This is a genomic window from Undibacterium sp. TJN19 (genome assembly GCF_049339485.1).
GTDB lineage: Bacteria > Pseudomonadota > Gammaproteobacteria > Burkholderiales > Burkholderiaceae_D > Undibacterium.
In genome coordinates this window covers 510,801-537,669 of the sequence record NZ_JBMPPL010000001.1, presented here as the reverse complement: position 1 = coordinate 537,669, position 26,869 = coordinate 510,801, and the positions used below count along the sequence as shown (strand labels likewise).

The following is a 26,869-nucleotide window of genomic DNA, read 5'->3' as shown; positions in this document are numbered from 1 at the left end:
TTAGATATCGTACATACAAGCTTGCAAGTTTTATTTAGTCTTTCTTACATAGAATAAATGATTTACATAAAGGAAACATTATGAACGCCAGACATGACGATGCAATTAATATCCTGGAACGTGATCATGAAGAACTGAAGGCGCTGTTTCGTGCTTATGACAATCTCGGCGACCGTACCGCCGACAACAAGAAAATGATTACCGATGCGATCTGCCAGGTGCTGATACAGCATGTGCAGATGGAAGAAAAAACCTTTTACCCAGCCGTCACAGAAATCATCAAGGACAAGAACCTGATGGATGAAGTGGAAATCGAAATCGCCACCGTGCGTGACCTGATCTGGCAAATCCAGTGCATGAACCCGGATGATGATTTGTATGACCCCGTCGTCAAGGTACTGGAAGAAGAAATTACCCTGCATGTCAGCGAAGTCGAAGATGAAATGTTTCCCAAGCTGCGTAGAAGCAAGATAGATCTGCTGGCGCTGGGTGAAGAAATGCGTGCCCGCAGAGAATTACTGCACTGAACATTTTACTGAAGTCTTCCCGGCTACCTGGCGCGGTTTGCCTTGCTGATTTTGTGAATCTTGTGAATTTTATTAATTACAAGCCCGCTAAGCGTGAAGACAAAATGTGAAGATATATAGAAATGAGAAAATCATGAATGCGCAAACCCTGGAAGTAGACGCCGTATCGCCGTTTAGCATCACACCCCGCACCGCTTCTTCCGGCGTGTCATGGGGCGCGGTGCTGGCCGGTGCGGCTGCTGCCGCCGCCTTGTCCATGATCTTGCTGATACTCGGTGTGGGCCTGGGCTTGTCTGCCGTCTCACCATGGACCTACAACACCGCCGTGATTGGCGCATCGACGCTGGCCTGGCTGGCGTTCACCCAGTTGGCGGCATCGGGCCTGGGTGGCTATATTGCTGGTCGCCTGCGTGACCGCTGGACTGACCTGCATACGCACGAAGTGTATTTCCGTGACACCGCGCATGGCCTGCTGGCCTGGGCCGTATCGTCTTTGCTCACAGCCGCCTTGCTGACCGGTGTCATGCATAGCATCATTTCAGCGGCGGGCGATGTGGCGACAGATGCTGCCCTCGTTGCAGGTGCGACCGCGGCGTCTGGTGCGGTAACTACAACTGCCCCATCCAAAGACAAGGCCATCGACTATTTTTCTGACATGGTATTGCGTTCAGATCTGGTCGCGCTGGGCAGCCCGGCCATCAACAGCAACGCCGCCCGTAATGAAGTCAGCAAAATTCTGGCCAACGATTTGGCCGTCGGAAAAATGCCCACGGAAGACCGTGAATATCTGTCGAAAATTGTCGCCAGACGCACAGGCTTAAGCCAGGCTGATGCAGAAAAACGCGTGGACAACGTTTATGTGCAACTGAATAAAGCCATCGTCGATGCGCAAACTGCGGCCAAAGCAGCGGCTGACCAGGCACGTAAAACTGCCGCCCATACCGCCTTATGGACTTTCGTTGCCTTGCTCATCGGTGCCTTTGTCGCCAGCTTCTTTGCCACCTTTGGCGGTCGTCAGCGTGATGGTGCGCATATAGCCTGACAAGTCGGAAGCTAGAAATAAACCTGTAAGACCTGCGAGAACTTGCTGTTTTTAATGATGTTGAACCCTGCCGGAGAATGCCATGCGATCCATCTTGCTCTTGTTATTAGGTGTACCCATCCCCATAGTTATTTTAATCGCGCTGTTTGTACGATAGTTTCTTTTTGCGACCTGGCTCAGATAGCTTACGTGGTTGCTAAAAGGCGCGTGTTTTAGAGATTTATAAAGGAATAGAAATGGTTAACTTATTAAACCTGCAAACTGAAAAATTCAAGTATGACCCTAACCACCTGTTTGACACACTGATCAAACGCCTGCGTCTGAAAAACGATGCAGCCCTGGCAGAGTTGCTGGAAGTGGCGCCGCCCGTGATCAGCAAAGTGCGTCATCATCGCCTGGCGATAGGCGCATCGCTCATGATCAGCATGCATGAAATCAGCGGCCTTTCCATCAAGGAATTGCGCGCATTGATGGGTGATAAACGCGAAAGTTTCCGCATCACTGATTTGCAGCTTAAATCAAATCGCCGCCGCACCGTCTCGGCCAATGAAGAGAGTGCCAACGCCCAGCATTATTGAGCGCATATCTCCGCTGCGTTGATGCGAACTGGCGCAGTGCAGGTACAGATGCCTATTATTCAGGTGAAGGCCGCGGCAGTTGGCGACCGTGAGCGAATGATGTAGCCACAGAGTTGTCTGTGCGCTTGTGCCGTGCGGGCGTTTCCTTCTCGCCCTTCTTGATCATCTTGGGGTTGCTGCCTAACCGTGGCCTGCCGTGCTCGAAACCTGCATTCAAAACTGCCTGTGAAAACACGGCTTCATGCCGCTGCTGGTTTGGCACCTGTGGCGTGGATCAATTTTTCAATACTACGCCATCGTTCACCAGCGTTCACCATAGTACGGCATGGCACGACGCTCCCCATCTCTACAACCCCTCTCCGCTGGTAGATCATCTGCGGCGCTGTTGCAAGCCGCTATGTCAAAGCCTGTTCCAAGCTTGTTCCAAGCCTTGTTGCAAACACCACGCACAAAAAATAAATTGCCAAATAACCATGTTAAACTGATAGACTCAAGTCATGTTTTTGCGTGCAACATTGCGCAAAACCTGAACACCTGCAACCGGGCAAGTGCTGATGAAATCTCATGCGGCTGCGCAAACACGCGAGCAAAGACAGGCAAGCCACCCTGATACTCGCCCATTGGCCGTGTCACAGGCCCATGCTGCCGTCACTGGCCCCGTCAGTGCTGGTGCGGTCTTTGCCGATCAACGCCCTGTACAGGGGCCTGTCATGCAGGCGGCTGGCCGCTGGCAAGCCATTGCCGATCAAAGCGACAGCGCACTCCAGTTACAGGCGTGGCAAACCCGTATGGACAACAGCCCGGCAGCCTTGCAGATGCAAGCCAGGGCAGGCATCTTGCAGGCCCATGCCCGCAAAAATCTCAGCAATATCAGTAATAACCGCCATAAGCTTCATGGCAGCGCGCAGCCTGACGCCAGCGCCAGCGCCAGTCGCACGGGCTTGCCCCACCAGCTTAAATCCGGCATAGAAAGCCTGTCCGGCATCAGTCTTGATGCAGTCAGGGTGCACTACAACTCAGCCCAGCCAGCACAACTGCATGCCCATGCCTATGCCCAGGGCAACAACATCCACCTCGGCCCCGGCCAGGAACAACACCTGCCGCATGAAGCCTGGCACGTCGTGCAACAGGCACAGGGCAGGGTGCGCCCCACCATGCAGATGAAGACCGGCGTCGCCATCAATGATGATGCCGGGCTGGAAAACGAAGCCGATGTCATGGGCGCACGGGCGCTGGCGGCGGGTGGGCAGGTAAAAGTATCGTCGCCAACCCAGGCAGCAAATCAGTCTGCCAGCAGTTCGGCAGTGTCACAAGCCAGGCAACTGGCAATGCAAGCAGGCATGCCCGTGCAACTGACACGTAATGATGCAAGTGCATATATCTACAGGCATAGAGATGCGTTTTACGGCATCAAAGAACTGAGGAAAAGCGAACTCTTCGATGGTTGCAAGCCAAAAGGCACATGGTTGCATAAATGGGAACTTACTTTTCCGAGGGAGAAAGACAGGAAGCCGAAACTTGTTACCCTCGAAGAACATATCAACGACCACATCGACAGGGAATGGGTAAAGCAATGGGTGGCCAGTAACAAACTCGCGCCAAAATACAGACAGGGTCTGTTTCACGCATGGAATGAGGGTCTGGAATACGATAATGAAAAAAGCGATGTGGAAGAAAGCGACGAAGAAAGCGATAAAGAAAAAAACAGCAAGCACGACAAAAGCGAAGAACTGAACAGTGAAGACGATGATGACAACAAGGGTATTTCGGAAGACCTGATCGCCGACCTGGTCACGGATGTGTCTACACTGGATGTCGGCAAGGGCAAAAAACTCAGCCGTCAAGATTCCTTTACCTTTGGCAGTAAAGAAGGTGCCCCGTCACCACAAGACTTGCTCGAAAAGATGGAGAAATCTGCCAAGATAGAAATCGGCAGCGAAGGTAAACAGAAAGATTACTACTGTACCGCCTCTATCGCGCTGGCAGGTATGTATATCCGTGCCTATGGTGATGAACTGAACATCAAAGGACGTTGTGCAAGCACAAAATTTGTATTCGACCTTGGAGGAAGCCTCGGCCTTTACCGCGATACGACAGGTAATGGCGACCTGTTTTATTTTCCACTGACAGAGAAAGAGGATGAAAAAAACGTCTACAGACAGGAAGGCGGTTCCACCGAACATACCTGGGACAAACTGGCTGGACATTTATCCAAGGTGAAAGGGCTCGATAAAGTCCATACCCGGCTTGCTGAGGTCTTGCTGAATGAATATAAGGGGAAGCTTCATAAATCAGAAGTGATTGCCATTGGTGCCATGCTGGCAGATGCCAAATATTCCATACAAGGCTGGTTGTACGCTGTTGAACAACTGAAAAAATATGAATTCGACGGCGAAACCATTTCCGAATTGTTTGCTATAACGGGCAGCCCTTTCTGGAAATATTCGCTCAATGCGTCGAACGAGCTTAACGAAGGTAATGACGAAAGCGGAATGGGCCGGAAGGCTGGCTTGGGCTATAAAAAACTGGATCTGAAAGAGCAAAGGAAGGAAGAGAAGAAGGAAGAGAAAAAAGAAAAAAAAGAAGAGGAAAAAACCAGCGAATTTTCTCTCGACGATCTTATCTTTGAAAAAGACGAGGAAGAAAACTCCAGCGAAGACGAAGATAAATACGAAAAAAAGAAATCACCTTCCCTGAAATTTTCTTTTAAAACCAAGAAGCTTGAGAAGAAGAAAAAAATTGAAAAACGCAAGCAGTCCGAATTAAAAAGAAAAGTGGACAAGACTGAATTCGAGAAGAAAACCAAACGGGCAGAGAAATCCAAGCGAAAGAAAAATGTTGGCAAGTCTTTCAGTGACAACGAAGACGAGGTTGAAGAGATAAAAATATCGAAAGATACGCGTCATGACATGGAGGAAGAAGATGCCGGGTCCAGCAACGAAGAAGACGACAACGATTCCATCATCCATATAGAGGAAGAAGAGGGTCTTTAAGACCATGCCACTCTCAGCCAGCCAGGGTTTGTGTCACAATGCAAGCTGGGATACATATCCATACAGGCATTTCGATAAGGTCTGACAATGAAATCTTCTCACCCTGCACAGCGTGAACGCCTGCAGCCTGCACCGCGAACTGCCCAGGCATCGCAGGTCGGGCCTGCCACGGCGCAAAGGCTGGTACAGCCCACAGGTTTCAGCGACCAGCGGCCAGCCATGCAGGCACAGAGACAGCGCCAGCAGATTGCCGACAACAGCCCGCAGGCGCGGCAATTGCAGACCGTCAGGGCCAGGATGGATGGCCAGTCTGTGCCGGTGTTACAGCAGGCCAGAGACGAAGAACTGCAAGGCAAGTTTGAGGCCGGTGCTGACGCCGAGTCCATACAAAAGCGCGAAGTCGCACCTGCCATTCAGGCAAAGCCGGTCAATGAGCAGGCTGCACAAACACCTGCAAAAACACCTGTGCAGACACCGATCACCACCCGCAATAATACCGGCTTGCCCAACCAGCTCAAGGCTGGTGTTGAAAGCCTGTCAGGCGTCAGCCTCGATGCGGTCAAAGTGCATTACAACTCGGCGCAGCCAGCGCAACTCAATGCCCATGCCTATGCGCAAGGTACAGACATCCACATAGGCCCCGGGCAAGAGAAGCACCTGCCGCATGAAGCCTGGCATGTCGTGCAACAGGCGCAGGGGCGGGTGCGACCCACCATGCAGATGAAGGCCGGCGTCGCCATCAATGATGACAGCGGGCTGGAAAGCGAAGCCGATGTCATGGGCGCAAGGGCGCTGGATCATGGTGCGCAGGTGGTGCAGCAGATGGCGCAGGGCGGGGCGGCAGCATCCGGGTTCACCTCTGCCAGCATGATCATGGCTGGTGGCGCATCAGATGCCCCTGTGCAGCGTGATGTCTATCCGCACCGCAACCAAGCCACAGATGTGGTCGACCAGACCAAAATAGACAATGCCGCAAAAATAGCCGAGCATGTCTGGCAAATCGTCAAACGGGTGCGCCCGATCGCACTGGACTGGCGTCAGTTCAAGACTTATGACGGTTATCTGGGTAACTGGTACAAGAACGCGAATGCCCAGTACGAGATGGGCAGCGACGGCCAGGTCAGTTTCCTGCATGCCAGCTTTGGCTATGCGGTAGAAACACTGGCCTGTGAGCAGTTAAATCCACAGGAATTTGGCCTCAATGTCCGCCTGCAAGTGGCCAGCGGCGCAACCCGCCCTGATATCGAAATCCGTGACGACGCAAAAAATATCGTCTCCTGGCAAGACATCACCACCGAAGCTGAATTGAACCATATCGGCAAGAAATCCGGTTCTGGCTGGTCTACCCACCCTTATGTCTGTGAAATTCTTTACCCTTCGCTGGAAAGGGACGATGTGTTCACCAGCAGCGACCATCCTTTTTTTTCCAAGGAAGGCCAGATGATCAGCAGCAAGATGCAAAACAGGGAACAGGCCAAAGAGCAGGTGAAGGTAGACATGCAAGGATTTTTCCATGGATTGCAAGAAGAAGATGGTCAGTTTACCGGCCCTGGCGGCAACCAGTCGAAGAAACAGAGCGTGATCAAAAAGAAAGTAAAAGAAGAATTTGGTGACGATTTCGGTGGCAATAAAATCAACCACACCGTGAAAAGCAGCCTGAATGAACTGGGCTTCAATCCTGGCCATTTTGGTTTCGGAAAAGGTGGCCAATCGATTGGGCATTTCAGCAGCTATGTCAACGAGACCGCCCAGCCTGACATTGAAAAGCGCGATACCAGTCTCTACAACAACCAGTTCGGCCAGATCAGCCAGTCACTGCATAGCTATCAGCATACGCCTTTCCTCACAGGTTTTAACCAGGACTGGCAACAGGCAACCGACAACCGCGAAAAAGAAGAGCAGGTGCGCAAGTCACAACTGCGCCAGGCGGTGCTCGAAGTCTATCAACAATTGCAGTCGGCCTATGGCGAGTTGCAGCGTATGCATGGCGTACATGGACGTGACCTCATGCTTGGCCACATGGTGCGGCATATATTGGCGGCCCGTTTTGATGACGACATTGACTTTGGCGTGGCCTGGATAGACAAGGCCAGGGAACTCATACGCTGGCTGGACACCATCAAGGAAGAATATGGGCCCGAAGTGAAACCGGTCTTTCATTTTGGCGGCAATGATGGCAAAGGCGGTGGTGGTCAAGGCCAGGGTGGCAGTCAGGTGCAGGGAATGGATTTGGACTCTGGAGATTAGTCGTCACTTCCTCAACCCTTGCAAAGCCTGCGTAGTGGATAGTAGCGGATTCCAGAAATTTTATTTTTATTGAGCATGAGCACAGAAGACAAACCCCAATCTGTTCCCCCCGAACTGCTCGCCGGCTGGCTGCGCACACGTTCCTACGCACGCGGCTTGCCAGCACCGGTTGCAGACCATGGCGGCTTGCGTGTTGACACCGGCTTGCCAGAAGAATTGCAGCGCTATGTATTTGCCAGTGCAGGCGAAGGCTTGCGCCAGCTGGGCGAAGACATCGTCACGCCGCTGGTGTTTTTAAAACTGTGCGGCACTGAGCAGGAACTGCGCGCCCTGTTGCCGCCGCGCTGGCAATTGCAAGACCTGCGCTATCTGATGACAGGCGAGGGCTTCAACGCCAGCGACGCACTGCTGCCACCAGACTACACCCTGCAACTGAGCGCAGAGGCGACCACTACCCATGCACGCATCGTCACCGATGCTGGTGAGCTGGCCGCCAGTGGTCATGCTGCTGAACTTGATGGCTACTTCATCTACGACCGTATCGTCACCGAAGCCGACCACCGCCGCCGTGGCCTGGGTGCCTGTTTGATGCGCGCATTACGGTCGACCAGACAAAGCAGCACATCAAAGCAGGTACTGGTCGCCACGGCAGCCGGGCAGGCACTCTATGCAACGCTGGGCTGGCAGATATGCTCACCCTATGTGACTGCGCATATCCCCTGAGATTTTGCAGGGTACGCCATGCATGGCCTGGATGGTGCAGGTACAGATCGCTTTGTGTACTTGCACAAAATCAATGGCACCCTCGCTGCACCGCGATGACCATGATCTCAGGGCAATTTGATCATACTTTGTTACAGTTCTTACCGATACAGCGTCAACCACATTTGTTTTAATCACGTTGTCTTCAATGCATGCAAGACGAGTTTTTAATGCTTGTCTATCTGAAGACTATGATTGCGTACCAGCTGAATTCATCATTTTATAAAGGAAACGAAAATGAACAAAATCTTGAAATACTCCCTGTCCCTGGCTTTTGTGGCACTGGTTCCTCTTTCTTCCATGGCGCAACAATTGCCCGGCAAGCACCCTGCCTACCTCCATGCATTGACAGACTTACGTACAGCCCGCTGGTTTTTATATCACCAACCCGGTAGTACAAGAGTGTATGCAAACGAAGACATGGGTATCGTCGAAATCGATGCGGCAATTTCTGAAATCAAGAGAGCAGCGGTTGATGACGGCAAGGACATCAACGACTACAAAAATGTCGACGTCAAGGAACATGGAAGCCGCCTGTTGAAATCCATAGAGACGCTGAAAAAGGCACGCGCTGACATTTCCAGCGAAGAAGATAATCCCGAAGTGCGCGGCCTGCGTGACCGCGCAAGAATGCACATAGACCGCGCCATCAGCGCCGCTGAAAGAGCGCATATTGAATGGCTCAAGGACATGGATAAATAATTGATTTCATCGCTTTGTTGTGACTGAGTAGCGGTCTCAAGACCCAAAGGCTCACCACAGAAATAAGAAAAAACGAAGGCTGCCTGCAAGCAGCCTTCGTTACGTAGGCGAACCTCATACCACTAGAATTCCCTGCTGTACCGAAATTTCTCTGTGCCTTTCTCTGTCTTTCTCTGTGCCTCAGTGTCTCTGTGGTGAGTTTTTTGGTCTGCATCTTCGGATGATTACCGCCACCATCCCCATCACACCGCTGGCAAACTATCGACAAACGCAGCGAAGGCGGGTGACACCATGCTCTGACTGGCGGTGTGTACAGGCAGGCGGGTGAATTTTTTGTTACGGTACAAATACAGGTGCGGGCTGATGGCACCGGGGCCTTCGTGATGCATATTGATGACGGCAGGTATCAGGCGTTCCACCGCCGTGGCCACGGCCCGGTTTTCTATGGGGTAGGCCACCAGGCTATGGCGGTGTGGCACGCAGACCAGGGCGCCGTGGCTGCCTATCATGCCCTGATGCTGTTCCAGGTTCAGCGCCTGCGACGCGGCATAAAAACCATCACTGGCGACCAGGCGTACCGTAATGCCCTGGCCCAGTTCCAGCGCACCACTTTCTATGTTCTTGTCGCGCTTTAGCCAACGCAGCGCATGGGCAAACAATTCGGCATCGGTCTTGCCCCAGGCGCGGCTCATGTCGCGGGTGACGGGCAGCACGGCCTCAGGCAAGTCGATGACCAGGGCGCTGATGGTGCCATCAAGGTCGCTGCGGCTGATGGCGGCACTGGCCGCAGGCACGCTGCTGTAATAATCGGCGGGGTAAAGACGTATCGTCAGCGCATTGGCAATCTTGGCAAATTCGCTGGCGGCATCAATGGTTGGCGTGGCGCTCTGCCTGGCATTTTCTGTCGCGGTAAAGTGACTGGCGATGAGGGCAGGCCAGGCAGCACTTTGTCTTTCCTGATGGCAGCGCTGGGCCAGGTTTTGCAGGCCATGCTGGTCGCTGCTGTTGGCATCGTTGCTAGCGGTGCTGACGACACCATCATTGATATTGGCGACCTTGCCGCGACGGGCAAAGTCTGTCACGACCAGGGCAGTGAAGAGCGCATAATCAGCGGTGCTGAAAAAACTGGCCCAGGCGGGGACGGGTGTTTCGGCGGTGCCTGATGGTGTTGTTGATGCGTTTGCTGCTGTATCGCCTTGCGTGGCCATCAGCCGTGCCAGTTCGGAGCGGATACCGGCTTCCACAAACGGAAATTTTTCCTTGGTCAGGGCCATCAGTTCATCGCGCGTCGCGCCACCAAACTTGCGGCGGTGGCTGGCCTTGAGCTGGTTGGTGTGCAAGGCAGCCTGTTCGATATCGTCGAGATTATCAATGCTGCGTACTTCACAACCCGGGTATTTTTGCATGAACTGCACGATGCATTGCTGGTGGATGCGCCAGATATCATCCAGCGCGGCGTCAGGTGCAAAATGGGTGGAATGAATTTCTGGCGGCGCACTGAAGACATTGCGGCCAGTCAGGTTATTGGTCAGCACTTCATGCCCATTGACGAAGCGGGTTTCAAATTCCACCGTGGTCAGCATTTTAGGCAGCGTGCCCAGAAGTTTCTTGAGCCAGGCAAAGCGCGGTTTTTCATTGGGCGGCACCTGGTAAATGGCGGCTACGGTGTTGCCGTCATCCATGAGCGCAAAACGCAGCATCACGCGCTTGCCGAAACTGCGCTTGAAACTCAATGATTCTGCATCGATGGATTTGCTGAAACCAAACGCCGCCAGTTGCTGGGCGGTGCGGTCATAGGTTTTCAAATCCAGGTGTTTGAAGGCATTGGGCAGAACGGCTACATATTCGGGCGCTTCATATTGCATCATCTTGAAGATGCTGGCTGCAATGCGCTTTGCCACTGGGTCATAAGCTAGCTGATGCGCCGCAACCTGCTCTTGCAAAAGACCATTTGCATTGGGTGTCGTGGCATGCTGCATATTGCCTTGTTGATTGTCAGTCATACGCTGTCTTCAGGTGATGGTCTTGCACAGGCTTATTGATTACCTACCGCGTCTTCAAACAGGGTGGGGGTTTTGGCGACCTTGCTTTTTTTGGAAGTGAGGATGATATTGCGTTCCTGCTTCTGGTTATATTGATAGGTTTCGCTGATTTGCTGACCGGTCAGCAGGTTGGTGCTGACGGTGGAACCCTTGCCCAGCATGCTGTCGGTTTCTTCTTCATCAATGCCTATCATTTGCAGGCGCTGGCTGCTTGCGTCAAGGCGGAAGCGCCAGGTATAAATAGAATATTCACGTGAGCCGCTGTACTGGCTGACCACCAGCACGCCGTTTTTGATGGTGACGTTGACACCGTCCTTGACGCCGCCGCAACCCTGGCATTGCAGCAGCTTGTCATTGCTGCCCAATAAACTGTAGGCCTTGCCGCTAGCCAGCAAGACGATCAGGCCACGCTGGCGGTCATCGCCACTGGCATCGCCTGCGCCCTTGTTTTGTACCACCACAGCGGCAATATCGGCCTGGCCATCGCCATTGAGGTCACCGCTGACCTGGTTTTCCACGGCCCAGCCGCGCGGAACAAAATCACGCAGTGCCGGTGCCGTGGCAGGCAGTTTTTTTCCAAAGGGCGGGGTGGGTTGCGCCTGGCTGTTATGGGACAGAGCCATGCTCAACAACAGAGTCAGCACCTGAGTCAGCATCAGGGTGGCAAAATGAGCAGAGAATCGAACAGAAAATCGGGCCGGGAACGGGGCAAGTTTGACAATCTTCATGGGCTGCTGCTCTTTCTGCGGTGCTTTTGCTGCGATTTTGATGCATCTCTGACACGCTGACATGCACACTGGATGTGCGGCTATGATACTTGATGTTGGGGGCGATGGCGGTCGATGGGGAAGTTTTTTGAAGCAACTTTTCTTGTCATGCAGATATGACGATGGTGGCGCTGTGGCATTCGTGGCATTGATGGCGCTGGCGATGTTGACAAGGGCAGGGGCTGCGCGTGACAGCCCGCCCGCTGGCCTCGCTCTTGTCTTAACAAAAAATCAGCGTGGTGCTTGAACAGGTTTTTATACAAGGCAGTGGCGGATCACAACGGATGACCGCAGCCCGCCGCGACCGCCTGCAAATACCACGTGAAAGATGCATCAGTCGCAGCACCGGCCTGGCAGACGATAGGGCGTTTCCAGGTGACGCCAACAATATCCTCATAGTCATACGCAGCCAGCCTTGCATGCATGGCCATGACATCAGCCGGTTTCATCGGGTTGCAGAACGCATTCATCAACAGGGACGAGTCCTGGCATCACCGGTAGCGTGCAGTATCAGGCAAACCCGCCATTCACGCGCAGCACTTGCCCGTTGACCCAGCGGCCATCCCTGCCTGCCAAAAATGAGACGACACCGGCGATATCATCCACTTCACCCAGCCGCCCCAGTGGCGCCATCTTGCTGATGGTGGCGATTTGCTCATCTGTCTTGCCGTTTAAAAACAGCTCGGTTGCCACCGGCCCCGGGGCGACGGCATTGACGCAGATCTGGCGTGCGCCCAGTTCATTCGCCAGTACCCGCGTCAGGCCCTCGACACCTGCCTTGGAAGCGATATACGCGCCATAGGCCGGGAAATTCTTGCCCAGCACGCTGCTGGAAAACACGATGATCCGACCACCGTTGATGACATGGTTGGCCGCAGCGCTCATCACCAGGTAAGTGCCGCGCAGGTTGGTGGCGATGACCTTGTCAAAGCCTTCCATATCGCCCTTTTGTATCGGTGCCAGCGGCATGATGGCGGCGCTGTTGACCACCACCGCAATATCGCCAAATGCCGCCTTGGCCTTAGCAAATAAATGGTCGACATCGGCGGCTTTGGCAATGTCAGCACCCACCGCGATGGCCCTGCCACCAGCGGCTTGTATGGCGGCCACGGTCTGCTCGGCCTTGGCCGCATTGCCGGCGTAATGCACGACCACGGCATAACCATCTGCCGCCAGCCTCAGGGCAATGCCCTGGCCGATGCCGCCTGATGCGCCGGTCACGATGGCTGCACCTGTTGCTTGTGGAGTGGTGGGGAGAGTGGTTTCCATGTGATGTCCTTTTCAGCGTGAAGATGGAGGGAGATGCGTTGAAGACGGATTGAAGATGAACAGGCATCAATGGTAAGATCATTACGAACCAAAGGGAAGTAGGCACCCGAAAGTTCAGTACTTACCAAAAGGAGAGTGTCAATGTCCGGCCCCAGCAAGAACAGCCCGGCTGCACCAGGAGCGGCGCCAGCATTAACAGCGTCATCAACACCATCGACAACAACGCCAAGGCACCAGGCCGGCCAGCCGCTGGCCCACCCGCATTACACCGCCGCCCGTGACCCGCAGCTGGAAGCCCTGGTGCGCGACATCATCAGCCGCGTGGCCGACAAATGGACCATGGTCGCCATCGAAGTCTTGTCTGAACACGGCACCCTGCGCTTTACCCGCATCGGTGAACTGATGGGTGATGTCAGCCAGAAGATGCTGACCAAGACCCTGCGCCAGATGGAAGCCGATGGCCTGGTCCTGCGCACCGTCTACCCCGTCATCCCGCCCAAGGTGGAATACGCGCTGACCGACCTGGGCCTCAGCCTGGGCGCCGCCTTTTGCGGCGTCTGGCTATGGGCAGAAGAACACAGGCACACCATCACCGCGGCACGGCAGGCGTTTGAAGGGAAGGGGGATCAATAACGTCTCGCAAGTAAAACGCTTTATAGGAAATAGAAATTCAGCCAGGTTTTATCGTGCCTGCATGTCACGTTTGTGTCCGATTTTATAAGCCGCATTGCCCTCGCGTTTACCCACGGATAAAACGTAGACCACAATGGTGCTGTCAATCACTTTATAAATAAGACGATAGCCTTGAGCAGCGAGCTTGATTTTATACAAGTCCTTCCCCCCAATCACTGAGGCTCTCAGGACTTTAGGTTGCTCCAACCGTTCTTGCAATTTCTTCTTGAACTGCGTTTTTATCGCCGCGTCCAGCTTGTGCCATTCTTTGAGCGCGTCTGGGTGAAAATCAAGCTTATAAGTCATCCAGGCTTACCCTGACAGGTTTTTTGCCATCAGCCATTCTTGATTTAGCCAGTCCAAGGATTTCCTTGTCTTCAAGCTGCTCGTGTATTTTTTCCCAGGCTGCAGCAGTCAAAATGTAACCCACTGGTTTGTTTCTGTTTAAAATGGCAACAGCCTGATCACCAGAAGCGGCCAATACCGCTGCCGGGTTTGATTTCAATTCGCTAATGCCAACTGAAGAAGGGGCGAGAATGGTTTCCATGATCAGGCTTTTAAGTGGTCGTTTAATAGGTCTAATGATAGCACTTCTAATATATATTGGAACTTATTTCAACCCAGTGCTGGCATGCGTTCCAGCGACTGATGTATGAGCCTGTTTCGAACGCAAATCAGCGCAGGCGCTCTTTGTCACTTCAGACGCCACTTGCTCGACGCCTGGTCGGGTAGTCCAGATACTTAGTTGCTCGATCAGGGCGCGGTCAGCCTTCACAGGCACGCCGGTACCTGACCCGACAGCGTGATAAATACCATCCAGCGCGTCTTTGTTGCCATACGCCATACTGAACACAAATTTTGATTGCATGCCGCCCGGCAGATTGAAAAACACCGCATTGCGTATGTCCAGCGCCCGCACAGGGCTGTCCAGTGTGTCGGGGTTGGCCTGTTCCAGCAGGGTTTTTAGCGCGGCGATGTGGGTGCGGTCTGTCGTCACGAAGGTGCAGCCGACTTTTTTCAGCGCCTTTTCATCGAGACGCGCGTAAAAGGCCCACATAGTCGGCACCATGACTACCGTGGCTTTTTCGGCCCTGTCCAGCGCTGCCAGTCGCATTGTCAACGGTGTCGCCTGCGCAATTGGTGGCAGCACCTGCAACGCCACCATACCTGCCAGCAAGGCCAGGCGCACCGGCAATGCGCGCTGTGCGAGCTTGCTTCGACCAGCACAGCGGGGCTGCGTGTTGTTTGGGGATAGCATCCGCATCCTTTCAGCGAAATTCATTGATCGTTTTCACAGGGACTGCTGTGCCAGCATAAAACGGTGTGGCAGATCAATACCATGGCAAACCCCCGGTTTGAAGGAGGAGAGAACAAAGCTTCATACCCGATTAAGCCGCAGGTAACGCTTGCCCCTGAGTGACCAGAAACCCTGCGGCACAATCGCCAGCGACCATTGTTGCTCACTGCCATAAAAGCCGAATTGGATACACGCATCAGCGACGAATTCTACATCCTGCAAGAAGCCAAAAGAATCCGGCGGGCTGCATGCATCTTTACGCCTGAGCTGTTTGTCGATGAGGTAAAACCAGTGGCTGGTGCCATCGAAATAATCATACTGCGTCATGACCACATACCAGTCCGCACAACTGAATTGCGCCGCCACTTCATCACCGTGGACGATGATGGCGGTTTGGCTGTCTTTAAAAAGCAGACGCCGCTTGTATTCTCGCATGGGGTAATACGAGGGTAATTTTTCCAGGCTAAAGTGGGCGATGGCTTCCATGTATGCTTCTTAAATTTATGCGGGTCAACGCCTTCCCTTGAAGGGGAGGGAATTTAATCCTGATTCCATTGTCGTAAGACATGACGGGCAACAGTGTGGCTCAGCGTGGAGTTTACTGATTTACTCGCAGCCCTTACTATGCCAGCAAATCAGATTGATCACCCAAACCGAAAGACGCCAGTGAAACCCATCATCAACAACATCGCGCAAACCCTGTTCATTGCCTTCTGCCTTGGCAGCAGCGCGCAGGCCAGTGAAACGGCGGCGGGCAGTCTGATCGCCACCAAGGCCTGTGATCTGTATTCGTCTTTCGTCAAAAAAACCAATCCCGACGGCTTGCAGACCAGGTCAGGCGCGGTGTATATCGTCAAAGAAATCAACAAGTCGCCCGACTATACCTGGCTGCGCGTGATCGTGCCTGATGCCAACCCCAATCTGCGCTGGGTGTCGCGTGATTGTGGCAAGTCGCAAATTGTCGGCATGAATGGCTGGCAGCCTGCTGCTTCTACCGCCCCGGCAGCACCCGCCGCTCCAGCAGCTCCTGCTGCACCAGCCGCGCCCGCTGCTCCGGCAGCTCCAGCAGCCCCCGCAGCGCCTGCGGCTCCAGCCGCGCCTCCCGCTGGCCACGTGACGGTCAATGCCGGCAACGGTGGCCAGTGTTCCACTGCCAACCAGGAAGACAGCTATGTGCTGGCCATCACCTGGCAGCCTGGTTTTTGTGAACACTTTCCCTACCAGGGCAAAAAGCCGGAATGCGATGCCATCCACAAGGGGGATCTGGTGGTCACCAACCTGACCCTGCATGGCCTGTGGCCGAATAAAAAAGAATGCGGCATCCGCTATGGCAGCTGCCCCGGCGTTGCCCTGAAGCTGTCGCCCGATACCGTCAGCCACATCGCCAAATGGATGCCCAATTTCATGTATGAAACCAAGTTCGGTACCTATGAATGGGAAAAACACGGCGTCTGCCAGTCACGCGATGCCGATACCTATTTCAAGACCGCCGTGGCAGCGGTGGAAGAAGTCAATAACTCGGCGGTGGGTAAATTCATCCTCGCCCATGTCAGCAAGTCTTTCCAGGCGGCTGATTTTTTTGCCGATGTCAAAAAGAATTATGGCGACAATGTCGCCCGCAACATCCTGCTCAGTTGCGCCAGCGGCAGCTACTTGCAAGAGCTGCGTTTCAAATTGCCACTGAACTTTGAAACCGGCAAGGGCCTGCAAAAACTGATAGGTGACGCCGATGGCTTTGCCAGCCAGACAGAAAAATGCGGTAATGAGATCCGTGTAGAAGCTAACGGCCGCAGCCGCTAATACCGGCGTTTGTCCGCGCTCGCTGGTGGCCCGTCAATGACAGCATGCTTGCATAAATTAATTGGCATTTAATTAATTTTTGTACTAATGTGTAGTCTTTGCGGTACTCACCAACGAGGGGACAAAATGAAAAAAGCAATGCTGGTAGCGGTGGTAACGGGCAGTGTGTTGGCAATGCATGCAGGGCTGGCAGGTGCCAATGACAAGGCGGCACCCCACTGGAGTTATGACGGCAAGACCGCGCCTGCGCACTGGTCTGAACTTGATGAAGCCAATTCCGCCTGCAAGCTCAGCAAAGAGCAATCTCCCATCGACATCATCGACAGTGCCACCAAGAAAGCCGCCTTGCCCGCGCTGGAATTCAAATATGCCGGTGGCGCTGCCGAAGTCATCAACAATGGCCACACCATACAGGTGAACCTGCCCGCAGGCAGCAGCCTCAAAGCTGGCGATTTCGAAGCCAACCTCTTGCAGTTCCATTTCCACACACCTAGCGAAGAAAAAATCAATGGCAAGAACTACCCCATGGTGGCCCACTTCGTCCATAAAACGGTGGATGGCAAACTGGCGGTAGTCGCCGTGCTGTTTAAAACCGGCAAAGAAAACACTGCCCTGGCACCAGTCTTCGCCGCCCTGCCACAAGAAGGCAAACCCACACCACTGGCCAGCTTTGACCCAGCCGGCGTCATCCCCGCCAACCATGCGTACTACAAGTTTGCCGGCTCCCTCACCACACCACCATGCAGTGACGGCGTGCGCTGGCAAGTGCTGAAAGAACCGGTGGAATTATCCAAGGCCCAGGTGGCGGCATTTCATAACCTCTACAAAATGAATGCCCGGCCAGTACAACCCTTAAATGGCCGTGTGGTGGAAGTCAGCGAATAAATTCACGCAGGTATTTGTCATCACAAAAGCGGTGCGTGAAAGGCATTGCTTTGATCATCGGGTAACGGACATCCCAAAACCAAAACCAAAGCGCTCAGCATAGAGACGCCTGGATGCAGAAAAATTCTGGAGACATATGAGGTTAATGCGCTTGCGCTTCACTTCATTGCCATCACCAAAATCACCGGCAGCACAACTTGCCTGCCGGTGATTTTTTCTGTGCGCATGGCGTACTTATGTCTGTCTGCCATCGTTATAATAGGCGCGGCCTTCCTTTTAAATTTCCCTGTTAACTTGATGACGATGATGCGAAAAATTTCTGTTTTACGCATGGCTGCGCTGCTGCTGGCCTGTGGCTCTGCTGGCGCGCCCGTGCTTGCACAAACTGCCCCGGCCCTCGATGAAGCTGCACTGACTGCCAAAGCCCAGGCGATTTTTAAAGAGCAATGCCAGCGCGATACTTTTTCTGGCGCCATCCTGATCGCCCAGGGTCAGCGCGTGGTGACCGAAGCCGTTTGCGGCGAAGCCAGCAAGCGCTACCATGCGGCCAACCGCATCGATACCAAATTCAATCTCGCTTCCATCGGCAAGATGTTCACCGGCGTCGCCATCGCCCAGCTGGCTGAAGCAGGCAAGCTCAGCTATACCGACAAGATCAGCAAATTCATTGATGCCAGTTGGCTGCCCGCCAGTGTCACTGACCGCATCACCATCGCCCAGTTGCTGACGCATAGCAGTGGCCTGGCAGAGTTTTTGAACCAGGACAGGGCAAATCACAGCTCACGCGCACTCTACCGCGAGCTCGATGATCTTAAACCCCTGCTGCAAAACATGGGGCTGGAATTTGAACCTGGCAGCCGCTATCTGTACAGCAACACCGGCTATGTGCTGCTCGGCGTGATCATACAAAAAGCCTCGGGCCAGAATTATTTTGACTACGTGCGCCAGCATATCTACCAGGTGGCCGGCATGACAGATTCAGACAGCTATGCCCTTGATGAGCCAGTAGAAAACCTCGCCACCGGTTACAACAGAACCCGCGGCCAGACCAAGTACAACCACGACACCACCTTCGAAGGCTTGCTGCGCGGCTTCTCCTTTGGCTGTGGCTATTCCACCGTGCACGATCTGCTGCGCTTTACCCAGGCCCTGCAGGACGGCAAACTGCTCAAGCCCGCGACGCTCGACGAGATATGGCAAAACCATGCACCGAAGGTGGACAAAAAAGACGGTGGCTACGGGTATGGATTTGAACTCGCAAGCAGCCCGGCCGGCAGAGTGGTCGGCCACAGCGGCTCTTTCCCCGGCGTGATCGGCAATGTCGACATCTACCGCGACAGCGGCTACGTCGTCATCGTCTTGTCGAATTACCGCAATGAATTCCCCATGGCCAGCCAGCTGGGCGATTTGCTGGTGCCGGGCAAGCGGCCTTGATGGCGTGACCGGGCTTGATCCGGCTTGATCCGGGGATGATATTGAAGGCTGTGCAAAGGTAATCGTAATCGTAAGACCAAAATGCTCACCACAGAGACACGGAGACACAGAGAAAGGCAAAGAGGAATCTATGTTTTTACCTTTTATGGTTCCGGACTTTTGACGACAAATGAGGCGTTCAAACTTATCCTGCCTATCGTTTTCCCCTGCCTGGAATGCGTAATGCGCACCGGTTTTCTTTCGCAAGCTTCATTTTCCAATGATGCCTGTTTTCGAAGTCTGAGCCAATAAGCTCATTCCTCATCAAGAGAGATTGATGTGAATTCGCAAAACATGCTTTGTGACGATGATCAATCAGTTAAAAGGACAAGTTACTATGCAGTTTATTACGCATGCGTTGCGTAAGAATTTGTTGGCGGATGAGGTGGTGAAGATAAGCCGATACCATGAATGACATAATTGTAGAAAAAATGCCTGTATTGCTTGTAATAAAATTCGATGTGTTTAGCGGAACTGATGAGCAAAAAAATAGCTGCTTATTCCTACTTATTATCAACGGTTTTGAATTTGTATTGGTGATTGCAAATGAAATTAATACTACCTCATCTTTGCTTAATGCTTAGCGTGTCTCTTGGATTTACTGGTTTTGATTGCAATGCGCAAGCGGACACAAAAAGTAAGCCAGATATAAAACTTGAAAACAAGGCCCCCACCGTAGCGCCAGGAACTTTGAGTTTGATTGCCGGGAGTATCGAAGGCCCTGGCTGGGCAGATGGAGTTGGATTACAAGCGCAATTTAGCGAGGCGACTTTAAACGACTTTGGTGTCAATCGTAAAGGCCTTGTTATCGATACGTCTGGCAACCTATATATCGCTGACACAGGCAATCACATCATACGCAAGATGACGCCACAAGGCGTGGTCACCACCATCGCTGGCAAGGCTGGACAAGCAGGCAGTGCCGATGGAATGAGCTCAACGGCTCGCTTCAAATTTCCGGCAGGCCTGGCAATTGACACCAAAAATAATCTTTACATTGCTGACGTCGCCAATTCCACGATCCGTAAAATTACCCCGGAAGGCCAGGTTTCTACCGTAGCAGGATCTCCGGGGCAATTTGCCTGGGCCGATGGACAGGGTGCTAGCGCCAAATTCAATCGCCCTATGGGTATAACGATTAATGCCGCAGGCGAGCTATTTGTCACCGATATGATTAATTACTGCATACGCAAAATTAGTCCGAATGGTGTGGTCAGCACTATTGCAGGTCAGCCCGGAAAACAAGGCTTGAGGGATGGCACTGGTATCCAGGCTCAATTTGGTGTAGCCAAGGATATTGCCGTTGATGCAGATGGCGTACTTTATGTAGCAGACGAATCTAATAACGCAATAAGAAAAATTGCTAATACTGGTGCGGTCTCTACCTTAAGTGTGGTGGTTGAGCCAGGCAAGTTTAATCAAGAGGAAGTGCCTAGTTTAAATGAACCAGGCGGGCTTGTTATCGACCGCGCTGGGAATTTGTACGTAACCCAAGGAGCAATCCTACGGTTGATTGATAAAAATGGCAAAACAAGTGTCATTGCTGGTCAACATAAAGCCGGGCATCTGGATGGACGAGGCTCTGAAGCGCTATTTAGCAAAATGGGAAAGCCTGCTCTGGACGCGGCGGGAAATATTTTTGTCGCCGATGATAGCTTTATCCGAAAAATTACTAAACAAGGCGACGTCAGTACGATAGCCGGTCAGAATTTGAAAGGCGGATACGTTGATGGTGCTGGCGCAGATGCACGATTCAATTTGCCGTTTGGTTTAGTAGCAGATAAGCAGGGTAATTTGTATGTGTCTGATCGTGGAAATTTTTTGATTCGTAAAATTAGTCCGCTCGGTATTGTCAGTACAGTCGCTGGCATACCAGGGCCAGCTGGTCAAGGTCACGAAGATGGCGAGGTAAGATCGGCTAAATTTGATGGCTTAAGTGATATGGCCTTGGATGATCAAGGCAGTCTCTATGTAGTTGAAGTTGGCAATCGCGATATACGAAAAATAGATTTTAAAGGCAAGGTAAGTACTGTTGTTAGCGCTCCTAAAGAAGATTTTTTTATTAATGGTGTACAACAGGTAGACAGTAACTTTGCTCCTGACGGTATCGCTATAAACTCGACAGGAAAAATATTCTTTAGTTCACGCGCTGCCATATATCAGCTAAATGCTAAAGGTCTACCCGTAGTCTTCGCAGGTCGTAAGGGGAAATATAGAAAAGATGGCATTGGCACGGACGCTGTTTTCTTATCTCTGACGAATATGATATTCGATCGCAGGGGGGATATAGTTGTTTTTGATGATCAAGTTCTTCGGAAAATTAATCCAACGGCAAACGTTACCAGTTGGGGTGAGTATGGGGAAGAATTCATAGTTCAGAAAGATTATAAGTTTTTATATTATCCCAAAGATCTTGCAGTAGATAAAAATGATGACATCTATTTTACGTTTGATTCAACAATACGTAAAAGAACGGTCAGTGGTGTTGTCACAACGCTGGCAGGCGTTGCCCATGCGCATGGCACGCAATTAGGTTTGATAGGTGGCCTGTACGACCCTCATACTCTGGTCAAACTAGGGCCAAAAACATTTGCCGTCATTTCCGGCAATGCCATTCTCAAATTGCAGCTTCCTTGAAGAAAGAGAAATGACACTGACCAAGAGATCTACTATAACCCCCATATCGCTAGGTTTTGCATAGTGTAACAATGGGCGGGGAAGAGACATTATTTTAGAGCACAAACGTTATCATCAAAAAGAGAAGCATGACGTTAAAACTCAAGGACGACACCATAGTATTTATTTTAGGTGAATGTAAAGTCGACTTTGCTGTTAAAGGGAGGGCGCCAAGGAAAAGTAACGCATGGTAATCGCCTGTCCTTTGTTAAAGCAAGCGAAGATTCTGGTATTTGATAAAGCCACCAGCTGACTAGCTGCCTGGACGCAGAAACGGTAAAACAATTTTTCAGCAACGATCAATCAGTTAAAAGGACGAGTCACCATGCTGTTTATTACACATGCGTTACCTAAGAATTTGTTGGTGAATGAGGCGGTGAGGAAAGGACTGAATAGCTCTATTTGATGCCGATCGCTGAAAATATTGAAGACACAGATTGGGCAAACTGCAATGCAGTTAAGTTTGTTCAAGAAAAACAAAAATTTATACGAATTAGTCCCGTGAAGATAAATTATCAAATTTGGAAAGTCAGGCGCAATCGCTGGATAGGTGTACTGCTGATCGTGATAGTTGCCATTACTTGGGCAAATATGACTGTCGCTCAGAACGAAGTTCAAAAAGTTTTGTTTTCGCGTCTCGTTTCTCAAATTCCTGCCAATGTGCAAAGTATATATTGCTACCGGATAGGTACTGAAACTGAGCAAATGACTGCTGAAATGAATTGTATATATTCCTCTGATCCTGATTCAAGCCATCACTTGGGAAGCCAGGTAGTCGCAGTGCCGTTCTGGCTTGGCAGGGATTTAGGTGAACTTGATCTTGTTAAAGGAAAAGCCGGTATGCGTGATGGGGTTTATCTCTTTGCGCACTCCGGGTACGAAGGCAGAAATCGATGGAGCCATAGTGAAATATTTTGTCTTGAATTGCTGATCGACAGTATCGCTGGCGCGTCTCATATTTTGCATAAATCAGCCCCTTAGGTGCGATTAGCAAAGCGTTATCGCACGCATGTTATCCAAGCTGCTTGCAAGCAGCGCGGTGGAATGGTTGGGATGGGGATGGCTTTCTGGCGCAAATTCCGCAAGTGTTAATCAACCGAACCCTATCCCCCTGAAGCCCATGCAATCAGTTCCTGCTATCCCTTGCTAGGCAAGACTTCGATATTGATCTCTTTGCTGGCGATGTAATACGGCACATGCTGGTGGTTGGCGAACATCAGGCGCAGCTTGTGTTTGCCGGGGGGCAGGTTCAGCACGGTTTCGGTTTCGCCTTTGCCAAAATGTTTGTAATGCTGGTTCTGGTATTCATCCGATTTGTCAAAGGGGATGGGTTTCTTGATGTCTTGCGGCAGGTCAAGATCGATCAGGATATGGTGATGCCCGGTGCCATCGATCTTGCCTGCTTCTACCGGTGCCACGCCCATGCCGGAAACAGAAAACGCCACGCGGAAAGGCGCGTGCACCTTGTCGCCATTACGCAGGTTCAAAAAATACAGCGCCTTTTCACCGACCGGGAAGGGCAGGGTGCGGTCTATGGCGCTGACGCTGCATATGGTTGCATCCGGCGTGTTGATGGTCGGGGCGGGTTTGCCCGTGTCGGCAGAAAATGTCAGGCAGGGCAGGGAGAGCAGCAGCACCAGGTAAGTGGCGTGGCTTTTTTTAAGCGTGAAGGTCATCGTCATGTCTCTGCTATGGTGATGGTTTGCTGTCTGGGTATACTTGGATTTGTGATCAGCTTGCGATTAAAACACAATTTCACTAAGCGATGAAATTGATTATAGCAATCCCGCCCATTGCCTCTCCCTATGAGGCTGGCGTGCGCAGCGCGGCCTTGGCTGAACTTATTTTGTTGCCACGCCATCCAGCAATTTGAACGCCACGGCCTGCATGTCTTTCAGATGCTTTTCTGTCGCCGCCAGTGCGCCGGCGCTGCCTGTGCCTTCGCTGGGGCGCAGGCCGCAGGTCCATAACTCATCCATGAGGTTTTGCGCTTCTTCATATTGCAGGCACAGTGCGGGTTCTATGTGCTGGCCGTCTTCCACTTCGCTGAAATGCAGGGCATGGGCGGCCTGTAGTTTGCCTGCCTGGCGGTAAGCCAGGCGCAGGTGGATGGCGCGGCTCCAGGGTTGCAGCTGGCAGGACGTGCGCAAGAAAGGGGTGTCGCTCATGGTGGCTCCTGGTGAGGTGGTCTGGGGGCTGATCTTAGGCGGCGCCGTACAGCGCAATCATCAGCGGGTCGGTGCGTTGCACCTTGATGGAAACACGCTGCTTGCGTGTGTATTCCACCGGCGCGGGTTTGCCGGGCTGCCAGGTGAATTTCAGTTTGGTGCGGCCACGCAAACCCGGCGTCGCTTCCTGCACGATGTGGCCAGAATACAGCAGATCTGCCACCAGCTTGCGCGCATAGTTTTCTGAGGTGCGCAGTTGTTGCATGATGTCTTCAATGAACAAGAACTTGCCATTCAAAATGCGCGCCATTTGGGCATAACGTTCGGCGATGTCGGCTTTCATGTCTGGTTTCCTTTGGGTTGTTGAATTGTTTTTGCTTGTTGGTTAAATTGGTTGGGGCGGTTCGTAGGTTCGTAGGTTGGTAGGTTGGTAGGTTGGTAGGTTGGGCTACGCCTCATCAGCCCAACACTGGGCCTTTGATCAACGTATACGTGATTTATAAGCCGAGTGTTGGGCTGGTAAACCGTAGCCCAACCTACAAAATCTGCCCAACCTACGAAGCTACGAAGCTACGAAGCCCCAAGCTCCGCCAGCAAGCGCCGAAAATCACTGGCCTCGGCGGCGGCGCACCATTGCGGGTCTTGCGGCAGTTTGCTGACCAGGGCGCGGGCTTTGGCCAGCAGTTCGGGTGCGCTGGCCCACAGCCTGGCGTTGGCAACGGCTTCGTCAGATGGTAGCAGGGCATCGGGGTTGCTGATCTTGCCGCTGGCATCGTAGTGCGGCTCGGCTTTCCAGCCATAGGCTATCGCCAGGCAGCGGCTGTCTTTTGCATCAAAGATGGCATTGCCGACGACCTGTAATTGCGGGGTATGCTGCATCACAGCCTCGCCGTCATACCGGTCATGCGTTCAGCTTCTTGCCCCAGTCGCTGCATTTCTGTTTGTGGTGCTGCGCTTGTTGCTGGTGGCGCTGTGCTTGTGGCTGGTGACGCTGTGCTTGTGGCTGGTGACGCTGCACTAGCTGCTGGCGACAACATTGCTGCATGCGGCTTGGTTGTCTGGCCGGGGGCGGCTGGTGCTGCCGGGTTTTCTGTCTGGTCTGGCTGAACTGATGCATCCCTGCTGTCACCCGCGTCAACCAGGCTGAAGACGGTGCAAATTACGATGAAGGCAATGGCGGCGATGAACCAGTCTGTGAGAGAAGCTTTCATGTTTTGTCCTTGATAAAGATATCTTGTCAGTTACCGGGCGAGCCTTGCCTGCGCCAGCTTGAAAAAGGGTCGTCAAAAAGCCGGCGCCTTGACTTGTCATGGCCGCCATGCTGCCTGTTGTGCTGCGTTGTTGTCGTTTAGTTGCGGTTAGCTACTTGCGTTGCCGTGTTCTTGTTGCAGGCCTATTTGCCGGAGATGCAAACAGATGATGCTGGCCTGCATCCGGTGGCAAGTGCAAATGCTGATGCACGCGTTTGCCACCGGATGTTGCGCTGCCCCTTGCGTTGTCATGCCAAAGGTCGGGGCCAGACCAGTAGCAGATGTTGCCGGGTGCTGACCCCGGCAAGCGTGTCGCTAATCAGATCAAATCAGCGACACCAGCGATGCAGTACAGATGCACACTCTAAAACGGGTGGGCGCACACAAAAATTGTCGTTAAAGCTCAGGCAGTCACTTTGTCGGTGTCGGTAAAGCTGCCAGCTTGGCAAAACAGTTTTTGTGCTGCCCAAAACTTTTTGAAGAAGGGCCAGGTGAATGGCGACCTGCTATACCTGCTACTACCAGCTCCTTATTGCTTCCAGTCGTGCAGCACTTTGGCCATCATGCGGCCAAAGTTTTCATACCTGCCCTGGTCAAGCAGGGACGCCATTTTTTCGCATTGTTCCATGCTGCATTCAGAAAAAGCGTCGATCAGGTTTTGCCCGTCGATGACCACACCAGCTGACGCCGCCACGGGTTGGGCGAAATAGGTTTTGGGTAATCCGAAATAAGTTTGCGTACTCATTTGTCGCTTTCCTTTCATGTCTGACCATGTATATAACTATACGCTGTCGTATTATCCATGTCAATACGAAAATGCATTGAAATGAATAAAATCGTATTAAATTGTGTAAATACCGCACATCACCAAACGATTGTTAATATTTAGGCCACGAAATAGCAATTTTCGATGGCAAACTTGACAATGGGATACGAATGGGACGCTAAGGGAATATGAATCTTGCCTGTGCGACATGAAAGCAGGTGGACTCAGGGGGAGGCAATTGGACACAGCGCAAAGCAGTTGGACGAAGCTGTAGCGAAGGCGCACAAAAAAAGGGCCGCAAGGCCCCTTACATCAACATCTCAGATTTGCGGACGATGGCGTCCATTGCGCTTGCCGCTATAGGCAAGCCAGCAGGTGGCTTATTTATTCAGACTGACTTTCATTTCTTCCGACATTTTCAGATGCTGCTGCGCTGCGGGCTGGGTGTTGTTGGCGAATGCCTCGAAGTCCAGAGTGACGGCAGGCGGGAAGTGAGCGCCATTGGCAGGCAATATGGTCAGCACCATTGTCGTTGTCAACGCCGTAAAGGCCAAAACCAGGCCTGTGCCGAGTAGGGTTTTGTTCAACTTAGGAGAGGTTTTCATGGTGTGCTCCAGGGTAAAGAAAATCTGATCAGAATTAGTGTGCTGTTTTGCCTGTTTTGCTTGTTTTGCTTGTTTTGCTTGTTTTGCTTGTTTTGCTTATTCAGCAGTGACCTCATCTTAATAAAAGCTTTTGCGTTTGTGAGTCGGAAATCAGGCGCATGGCATGTAGGCGAACAGGCAATGATGATGAGCCAGGGTGAACAAACCATGATGCGCTATTCATCCTGTCTTTTATAAGCGTGCGGAGGCGCGATGCAGTCGCTATGTGCGCCGTAAAACATAGTGCCAGGTTCGGGGTTTTATCCTACGAGCGCGTGTGCCAGTGGCTGACTCTCATTGCTCTCTAAA

Annotated in this window: 31 protein-coding genes; 15 read left to right on the top strand and 16 right to left on the bottom strand. The window is 52.4% G+C overall.

The genetic code is table 11. The features are described 5' to 3' along the window. Positions 1-80 precede the first annotated feature (80 nt). From ACO0LH_RS02500 to ACO0LH_RS02470, 7 genes are all read left to right on the top strand, one after another. Positions 81-527: a hemerythrin domain-containing protein gene (locus ACO0LH_RS02500; RefSeq protein ID WP_422939468.1), complete on the top strand. Its 447-nt coding sequence runs from the start codon at positions 81-83 to the stop codon at positions 525-527. A gap of 133 nt (positions 528-660) precedes the next feature. Further along, entirely contained in the window at positions 661-1,569 is a 909-nt protein-coding gene (locus ACO0LH_RS02495) for a hypothetical protein (protein WP_422939467.1), read from the top strand. A 236-nt stretch (positions 1,570-1,805) separates the two neighbouring features. Further along, positions 1,806-2,147 (top strand): hypothetical protein, encoded by a 342-nt coding sequence (locus tag ACO0LH_RS02490; RefSeq protein WP_422939466.1) that lies wholly within the window; start codon positions 1,806-1,808, stop codon positions 2,145-2,147. A 554-nt stretch (positions 2,148-2,701) separates the two neighbouring features. Then, on the top strand, positions 2,702-5,140 hold the full coding sequence (locus ACO0LH_RS02485; protein ID WP_422939465.1) for a DUF4157 domain-containing protein: 2,439 nt from the start codon (positions 2,702-2,704) through the stop codon (positions 5,138-5,140). 87 nt (positions 5,141-5,227) lie between these two features. Further along, a complete protein-coding gene (locus ACO0LH_RS02480; protein WP_422939464.1) occupies positions 5,228-7,387 on the top strand; it encodes a DUF4157 domain-containing protein in 2,160 nt (719 codons plus the stop codon). Positions 7,388-7,462: 75 nt separating this feature from the next. Next, a complete protein-coding gene (locus ACO0LH_RS02475; protein ID WP_422939463.1) occupies positions 7,463-8,110 on the top strand; it encodes a GNAT family N-acetyltransferase in 648 nt (215 codons plus the stop codon). A gap of 276 nt (positions 8,111-8,386) precedes the next feature. Then, positions 8,387-8,851 carry a hypothetical protein gene (locus ACO0LH_RS02470; RefSeq protein WP_422939462.1) on the top strand — a complete coding sequence of 155 codons (465 nt, stop codon included), beginning with the start codon at positions 8,387-8,389 and terminating at the stop codon, positions 8,849-8,851. 242 nt (positions 8,852-9,093) lie between these two features. Here ACO0LH_RS02470 and ACO0LH_RS02465 read toward each other — a convergent pair whose 3' ends face one another. Both ACO0LH_RS02465 and ACO0LH_RS02460 read right to left on the bottom strand, forming a co-directional pair. After that, on the bottom strand, positions 9,094-10,854 hold the full coding sequence (locus ACO0LH_RS02465; RefSeq protein WP_422939461.1) for a hypothetical protein: 1,761 nt from the start codon (positions 10,852-10,854) through the stop codon (positions 9,094-9,096). Between the two features lie 32 nt (positions 10,855-10,886). After that, a complete protein-coding gene (locus ACO0LH_RS02460) occupies positions 10,887-11,621 on the bottom strand; it encodes a hypothetical protein (RefSeq protein ID WP_422939460.1) in 735 nt (244 codons plus the stop codon). Between the two features lie 127 nt (positions 11,622-11,748). Here ACO0LH_RS02460 and ACO0LH_RS02455 point away from each other — a divergent pair, with 127 nt between their 5' ends. Continuing rightward, complete coding sequence (locus ACO0LH_RS02455; RefSeq protein ID WP_422939459.1) at positions 11,749-11,907, top strand: hypothetical protein; 159 nt, start codon at positions 11,749-11,751, stop codon at positions 11,905-11,907. 28 nt (positions 11,908-11,935) lie between these two features. Here ACO0LH_RS02455 and ACO0LH_RS02450 read toward each other — a convergent pair whose 3' ends face one another. Together ACO0LH_RS02450 and ACO0LH_RS02445 are read right to left on the bottom strand one after the other, a co-directional pair. Next, a complete protein-coding gene (locus ACO0LH_RS02450) occupies positions 11,936-12,130 on the bottom strand; it encodes a hypothetical protein (protein ID WP_422939458.1) in 195 nt (64 codons plus the stop codon). Between the two features lie 40 nt (positions 12,131-12,170). Then, a complete protein-coding gene (locus tag ACO0LH_RS02445) occupies positions 12,171-12,929 on the bottom strand; it encodes an SDR family oxidoreductase (RefSeq protein ID WP_422939457.1) in 759 nt (252 codons plus the stop codon). A 141-nt stretch (positions 12,930-13,070) separates the two neighbouring features. Between ACO0LH_RS02445 and ACO0LH_RS02440 the strand changes: the two genes are divergently transcribed. After that, positions 13,071-13,562: a winged helix-turn-helix transcriptional regulator gene (locus ACO0LH_RS02440; protein ID WP_422939456.1), complete on the top strand. Its 492-nt coding sequence runs from the start codon at positions 13,071-13,073 to the stop codon at positions 13,560-13,562. 48 nt (positions 13,563-13,610) lie between these two features. Here ACO0LH_RS02440 and ACO0LH_RS02435 read toward each other — a convergent pair whose 3' ends face one another. The 4 genes from ACO0LH_RS02435 to ACO0LH_RS02420 form a co-directional block, all read right to left on the bottom strand. Further along, on the bottom strand, positions 13,611-13,907 hold the full coding sequence (locus ACO0LH_RS02435; RefSeq protein WP_422939455.1) for a type II toxin-antitoxin system RelE family toxin: 297 nt from the start codon (positions 13,905-13,907) through the stop codon (positions 13,611-13,613). Continuing rightward, on the bottom strand, positions 13,897-14,148 hold the full coding sequence (locus ACO0LH_RS02430) for a type II toxin-antitoxin system prevent-host-death family antitoxin (RefSeq protein WP_422939454.1): 252 nt from the start codon (positions 14,146-14,148) through the stop codon (positions 13,897-13,899). The genes ACO0LH_RS02435 and ACO0LH_RS02430 overlap by 11 nt, the downstream gene beginning before the upstream one ends. 63 nt (positions 14,149-14,211) lie before the next feature. Beyond that, positions 14,212-14,859: a hypothetical protein gene (locus ACO0LH_RS02425; RefSeq protein WP_422939453.1), complete on the bottom strand. Its 648-nt coding sequence runs from the start codon at positions 14,857-14,859 to the stop codon at positions 14,212-14,214. Between the two features lie 120 nt (positions 14,860-14,979). After that, the gene (locus ACO0LH_RS02420) at positions 14,980-15,384 is read right to left on the bottom strand and encodes a hypothetical protein (RefSeq protein WP_422939452.1); all 405 of its coding nucleotides are present in this window, start codon (positions 15,382-15,384) and stop codon (positions 14,980-14,982) included. 180 nt (positions 15,385-15,564) lie between these two features. Between ACO0LH_RS02420 and ACO0LH_RS02415 the strand changes: the two genes are divergently transcribed. Continuing rightward, entirely contained in the window at positions 15,565-16,698 is a 1,134-nt protein-coding gene (locus tag ACO0LH_RS02415) for a ribonuclease T2 family protein (protein ID WP_422939451.1), read from the top strand. Positions 16,699-16,824: 126 nt separating this feature from the next. Continuing rightward, positions 16,825-17,583 (top strand): carbonic anhydrase, encoded by a 759-nt coding sequence (locus ACO0LH_RS02410; protein ID WP_422939450.1) that lies wholly within the window; start codon positions 16,825-16,827, stop codon positions 17,581-17,583. A 158-nt stretch (positions 17,584-17,741) separates the two neighbouring features. On the opposite strand, the gene ACO0LH_RS02405 is transcribed toward ACO0LH_RS02410, so the two are convergent. After that, on the bottom strand, positions 17,742-17,915 hold the full coding sequence (locus tag ACO0LH_RS02405) for a hypothetical protein (RefSeq protein WP_422939449.1): 174 nt from the start codon (positions 17,913-17,915) through the stop codon (positions 17,742-17,744). Between ACO0LH_RS02405 and ACO0LH_RS02400 the strand changes: the two genes are divergently transcribed. The 4 genes from ACO0LH_RS02400 (at position 17,914) to ACO0LH_RS02385 (ending at position 22,713) form a co-directional block, all read left to right on the top strand. Next, complete coding sequence (locus ACO0LH_RS02400; RefSeq protein WP_422939448.1) at positions 17,914-19,017, top strand: serine hydrolase domain-containing protein; 1,104 nt, start codon at positions 17,914-17,916, stop codon at positions 19,015-19,017. The two genes, ACO0LH_RS02405 and ACO0LH_RS02400, sit on opposite strands and share 2 nt — an antisense overlap. Before the next feature lie 446 nt (positions 19,018-19,463). Continuing rightward, on the top strand, positions 19,464-19,640 hold the full coding sequence (locus ACO0LH_RS02395) for a hypothetical protein (RefSeq protein WP_422939447.1): 177 nt from the start codon (positions 19,464-19,466) through the stop codon (positions 19,638-19,640). Then, positions 19,603-21,693, top strand: coding sequence for a hypothetical protein (locus tag ACO0LH_RS02390; RefSeq protein ID WP_422939446.1), 2,091 nt, complete (start codon positions 19,603-19,605; stop codon positions 21,691-21,693). Before ACO0LH_RS02395 ends, ACO0LH_RS02390 begins: the two co-directional genes overlap by 38 nt. Before the next feature lie 444 nt (positions 21,694-22,137). Continuing rightward, positions 22,138-22,713 (top strand): hypothetical protein, encoded by a 576-nt coding sequence (locus ACO0LH_RS02385; protein ID WP_422939445.1) that lies wholly within the window; start codon positions 22,138-22,140, stop codon positions 22,711-22,713. 155 nt (positions 22,714-22,868) lie between these two features. Here ACO0LH_RS02385 and ACO0LH_RS02380 read toward each other — a convergent pair whose 3' ends face one another. The 7 genes from ACO0LH_RS02380 to ACO0LH_RS02350 all read right to left on the bottom strand — a co-directional run bounded on the left by ACO0LH_RS02380 (position 22,869) and on the right by ACO0LH_RS02350 (position 26,521). Continuing rightward, entirely contained in the window at positions 22,869-23,414 is a 546-nt protein-coding gene (locus ACO0LH_RS02380; RefSeq protein ID WP_422939444.1) for a DUF4399 domain-containing protein, read from the bottom strand. Positions 23,415-23,573: 159 nt separating this feature from the next. After that, a complete protein-coding gene (locus ACO0LH_RS02375; protein WP_422939443.1) occupies positions 23,574-23,900 on the bottom strand; it encodes a hypothetical protein in 327 nt (108 codons plus the stop codon). A 34-nt stretch (positions 23,901-23,934) separates the two neighbouring features. Further along, the gene (locus ACO0LH_RS02370) at positions 23,935-24,243 is read right to left on the bottom strand and encodes a hypothetical protein (RefSeq protein WP_422939442.1); all 309 of its coding nucleotides are present in this window, start codon (positions 24,241-24,243) and stop codon (positions 23,935-23,937) included. 227 nt (positions 24,244-24,470) lie between these two features. Next, positions 24,471-24,779, bottom strand: a complete 309-nt coding sequence (locus tag ACO0LH_RS02365) for a hypothetical protein (protein ID WP_422939441.1) — start codon at positions 24,777-24,779, stop codon at positions 24,471-24,473. Next, positions 24,779-25,111, bottom strand: a complete 333-nt coding sequence (locus tag ACO0LH_RS02360) for a hypothetical protein (RefSeq protein ID WP_422939440.1) — start codon at positions 25,109-25,111, stop codon at positions 24,779-24,781. Before ACO0LH_RS02360 ends, ACO0LH_RS02365 begins: the two co-directional genes overlap by 1 nt. A gap of 568 nt (positions 25,112-25,679) precedes the next feature. After that, a complete protein-coding gene (locus ACO0LH_RS02355; protein WP_422939439.1) occupies positions 25,680-25,895 on the bottom strand; it encodes a hypothetical protein in 216 nt (71 codons plus the stop codon). Between the two features lie 401 nt (positions 25,896-26,296). Further along, a complete protein-coding gene (locus ACO0LH_RS02350) occupies positions 26,297-26,521 on the bottom strand; it encodes a hypothetical protein (RefSeq protein WP_422939438.1) in 225 nt (74 codons plus the stop codon). Between the last annotated feature and the right edge of the window lie 348 nt (positions 26,522-26,869).

Excerpts from the sequence above, each read along its gene's own strand:
- ACO0LH_RS02500 (WP_422939468.1), top strand. The coding sequence starts at position 81 with ATGAACGCCAGACATGACGATGCAATTAATATCCTGGAACGTGATCAT.
- ACO0LH_RS02495 (WP_422939467.1), top strand. The coding sequence starts at position 661 with ATGAATGCGCAAACCCTGGAAGTAGACGCCGTATCGCCGTTTAGCATC.
- ACO0LH_RS02490 (WP_422939466.1), top strand. The coding sequence starts at position 1,806 with ATGGTTAACTTATTAAACCTGCAAACTGAAAAATTCAAGTATGACCCT.
- ACO0LH_RS02485 (WP_422939465.1), top strand. The coding sequence starts at position 2,702 with ATGAAATCTCATGCGGCTGCGCAAACACGCGAGCAAAGACAGGCAAGC.
- ACO0LH_RS02480 (WP_422939464.1), top strand. The coding sequence starts at position 5,228 with ATGAAATCTTCTCACCCTGCACAGCGTGAACGCCTGCAGCCTGCACCG.
- ACO0LH_RS02475 (WP_422939463.1), top strand. The coding sequence starts at position 7,463 with ATGAGCACAGAAGACAAACCCCAATCTGTTCCCCCCGAACTGCTCGCC.
- ACO0LH_RS02470 (WP_422939462.1), top strand. The coding sequence starts at position 8,387 with ATGAACAAAATCTTGAAATACTCCCTGTCCCTGGCTTTTGTGGCACTG.
- ACO0LH_RS02465 (WP_422939461.1), bottom strand. The coding sequence starts at position 10,854 with ATGACTGACAATCAACAAGGCAATATGCAGCATGCCACGACACCCAAT.
- ACO0LH_RS02460 (WP_422939460.1), bottom strand. The coding sequence starts at position 11,621 with ATGAAGATTGTCAAACTTGCCCCGTTCCCGGCCCGATTTTCTGTTCGA.
- ACO0LH_RS02450 (WP_422939458.1), bottom strand. The coding sequence starts at position 12,130 with ATGAATGCGTTCTGCAACCCGATGAAACCGGCTGATGTCATGGCCATG.
- ACO0LH_RS02445 (WP_422939457.1), bottom strand. The coding sequence starts at position 12,929 with ATGGAAACCACTCTCCCCACCACTCCACAAGCAACAGGTGCAGCCATC.
- ACO0LH_RS02440 (WP_422939456.1), top strand. The coding sequence starts at position 13,071 with ATGTCCGGCCCCAGCAAGAACAGCCCGGCTGCACCAGGAGCGGCGCCA.
- ACO0LH_RS02435 (WP_422939455.1), bottom strand. The coding sequence starts at position 13,907 with ATGACTTATAAGCTTGATTTTCACCCAGACGCGCTCAAAGAATGGCAC.
- ACO0LH_RS02430 (WP_422939454.1), bottom strand. The coding sequence starts at position 14,148 with ATGGAAACCATTCTCGCCCCTTCTTCAGTTGGCATTAGCGAATTGAAA.
- ACO0LH_RS02425 (WP_422939453.1), bottom strand. The coding sequence starts at position 14,859 with ATGCTATCCCCAAACAACACGCAGCCCCGCTGTGCTGGTCGAAGCAAG.
- ACO0LH_RS02420 (WP_422939452.1), bottom strand. The coding sequence starts at position 15,384 with ATGGAAGCCATCGCCCACTTTAGCCTGGAAAAATTACCCTCGTATTAC.
- ACO0LH_RS02410 (WP_422939450.1), top strand. The coding sequence starts at position 16,825 with ATGAAAAAAGCAATGCTGGTAGCGGTGGTAACGGGCAGTGTGTTGGCA.
- ACO0LH_RS02400 (WP_422939448.1), top strand. The coding sequence starts at position 17,914 with ATGGCTGCGCTGCTGCTGGCCTGTGGCTCTGCTGGCGCGCCCGTGCTT.
- ACO0LH_RS02405 (WP_422939449.1), bottom strand. The coding sequence starts at position 17,915 with ATGCGTAAAACAGAAATTTTTCGCATCATCGTCATCAAGTTAACAGGG.
- ACO0LH_RS02395 (WP_422939447.1), top strand. The coding sequence starts at position 19,464 with ATGAATGACATAATTGTAGAAAAAATGCCTGTATTGCTTGTAATAAAA.
- ACO0LH_RS02390 (WP_422939446.1), top strand. The coding sequence starts at position 19,603 with ATGAAATTAATACTACCTCATCTTTGCTTAATGCTTAGCGTGTCTCTT.
- ACO0LH_RS02385 (WP_422939445.1), top strand. The coding sequence starts at position 22,138 with ATGCCGATCGCTGAAAATATTGAAGACACAGATTGGGCAAACTGCAAT.
- ACO0LH_RS02380 (WP_422939444.1), bottom strand. The coding sequence starts at position 23,414 with ATGACGATGACCTTCACGCTTAAAAAAAGCCACGCCACTTACCTGGTG.
- ACO0LH_RS02375 (WP_422939443.1), bottom strand. The coding sequence starts at position 23,900 with ATGAGCGACACCCCTTTCTTGCGCACGTCCTGCCAGCTGCAACCCTGG.
- ACO0LH_RS02370 (WP_422939442.1), bottom strand. The coding sequence starts at position 24,243 with ATGAAAGCCGACATCGCCGAACGTTATGCCCAAATGGCGCGCATTTTG.
- ACO0LH_RS02365 (WP_422939441.1), bottom strand. The coding sequence starts at position 24,779 with ATGCAGCATACCCCGCAATTACAGGTCGTCGGCAATGCCATCTTTGAT.
- ACO0LH_RS02360 (WP_422939440.1), bottom strand. The coding sequence starts at position 25,111 with ATGAAAGCTTCTCTCACAGACTGGTTCATCGCCGCCATTGCCTTCATC.
- ACO0LH_RS02355 (WP_422939439.1), bottom strand. The coding sequence starts at position 25,895 with ATGAGTACGCAAACTTATTTCGGATTACCCAAAACCTATTTCGCCCAA.
- ACO0LH_RS02350 (WP_422939438.1), bottom strand. The coding sequence starts at position 26,521 with ATGAAAACCTCTCCTAAGTTGAACAAAACCCTACTCGGCACAGGCCTG.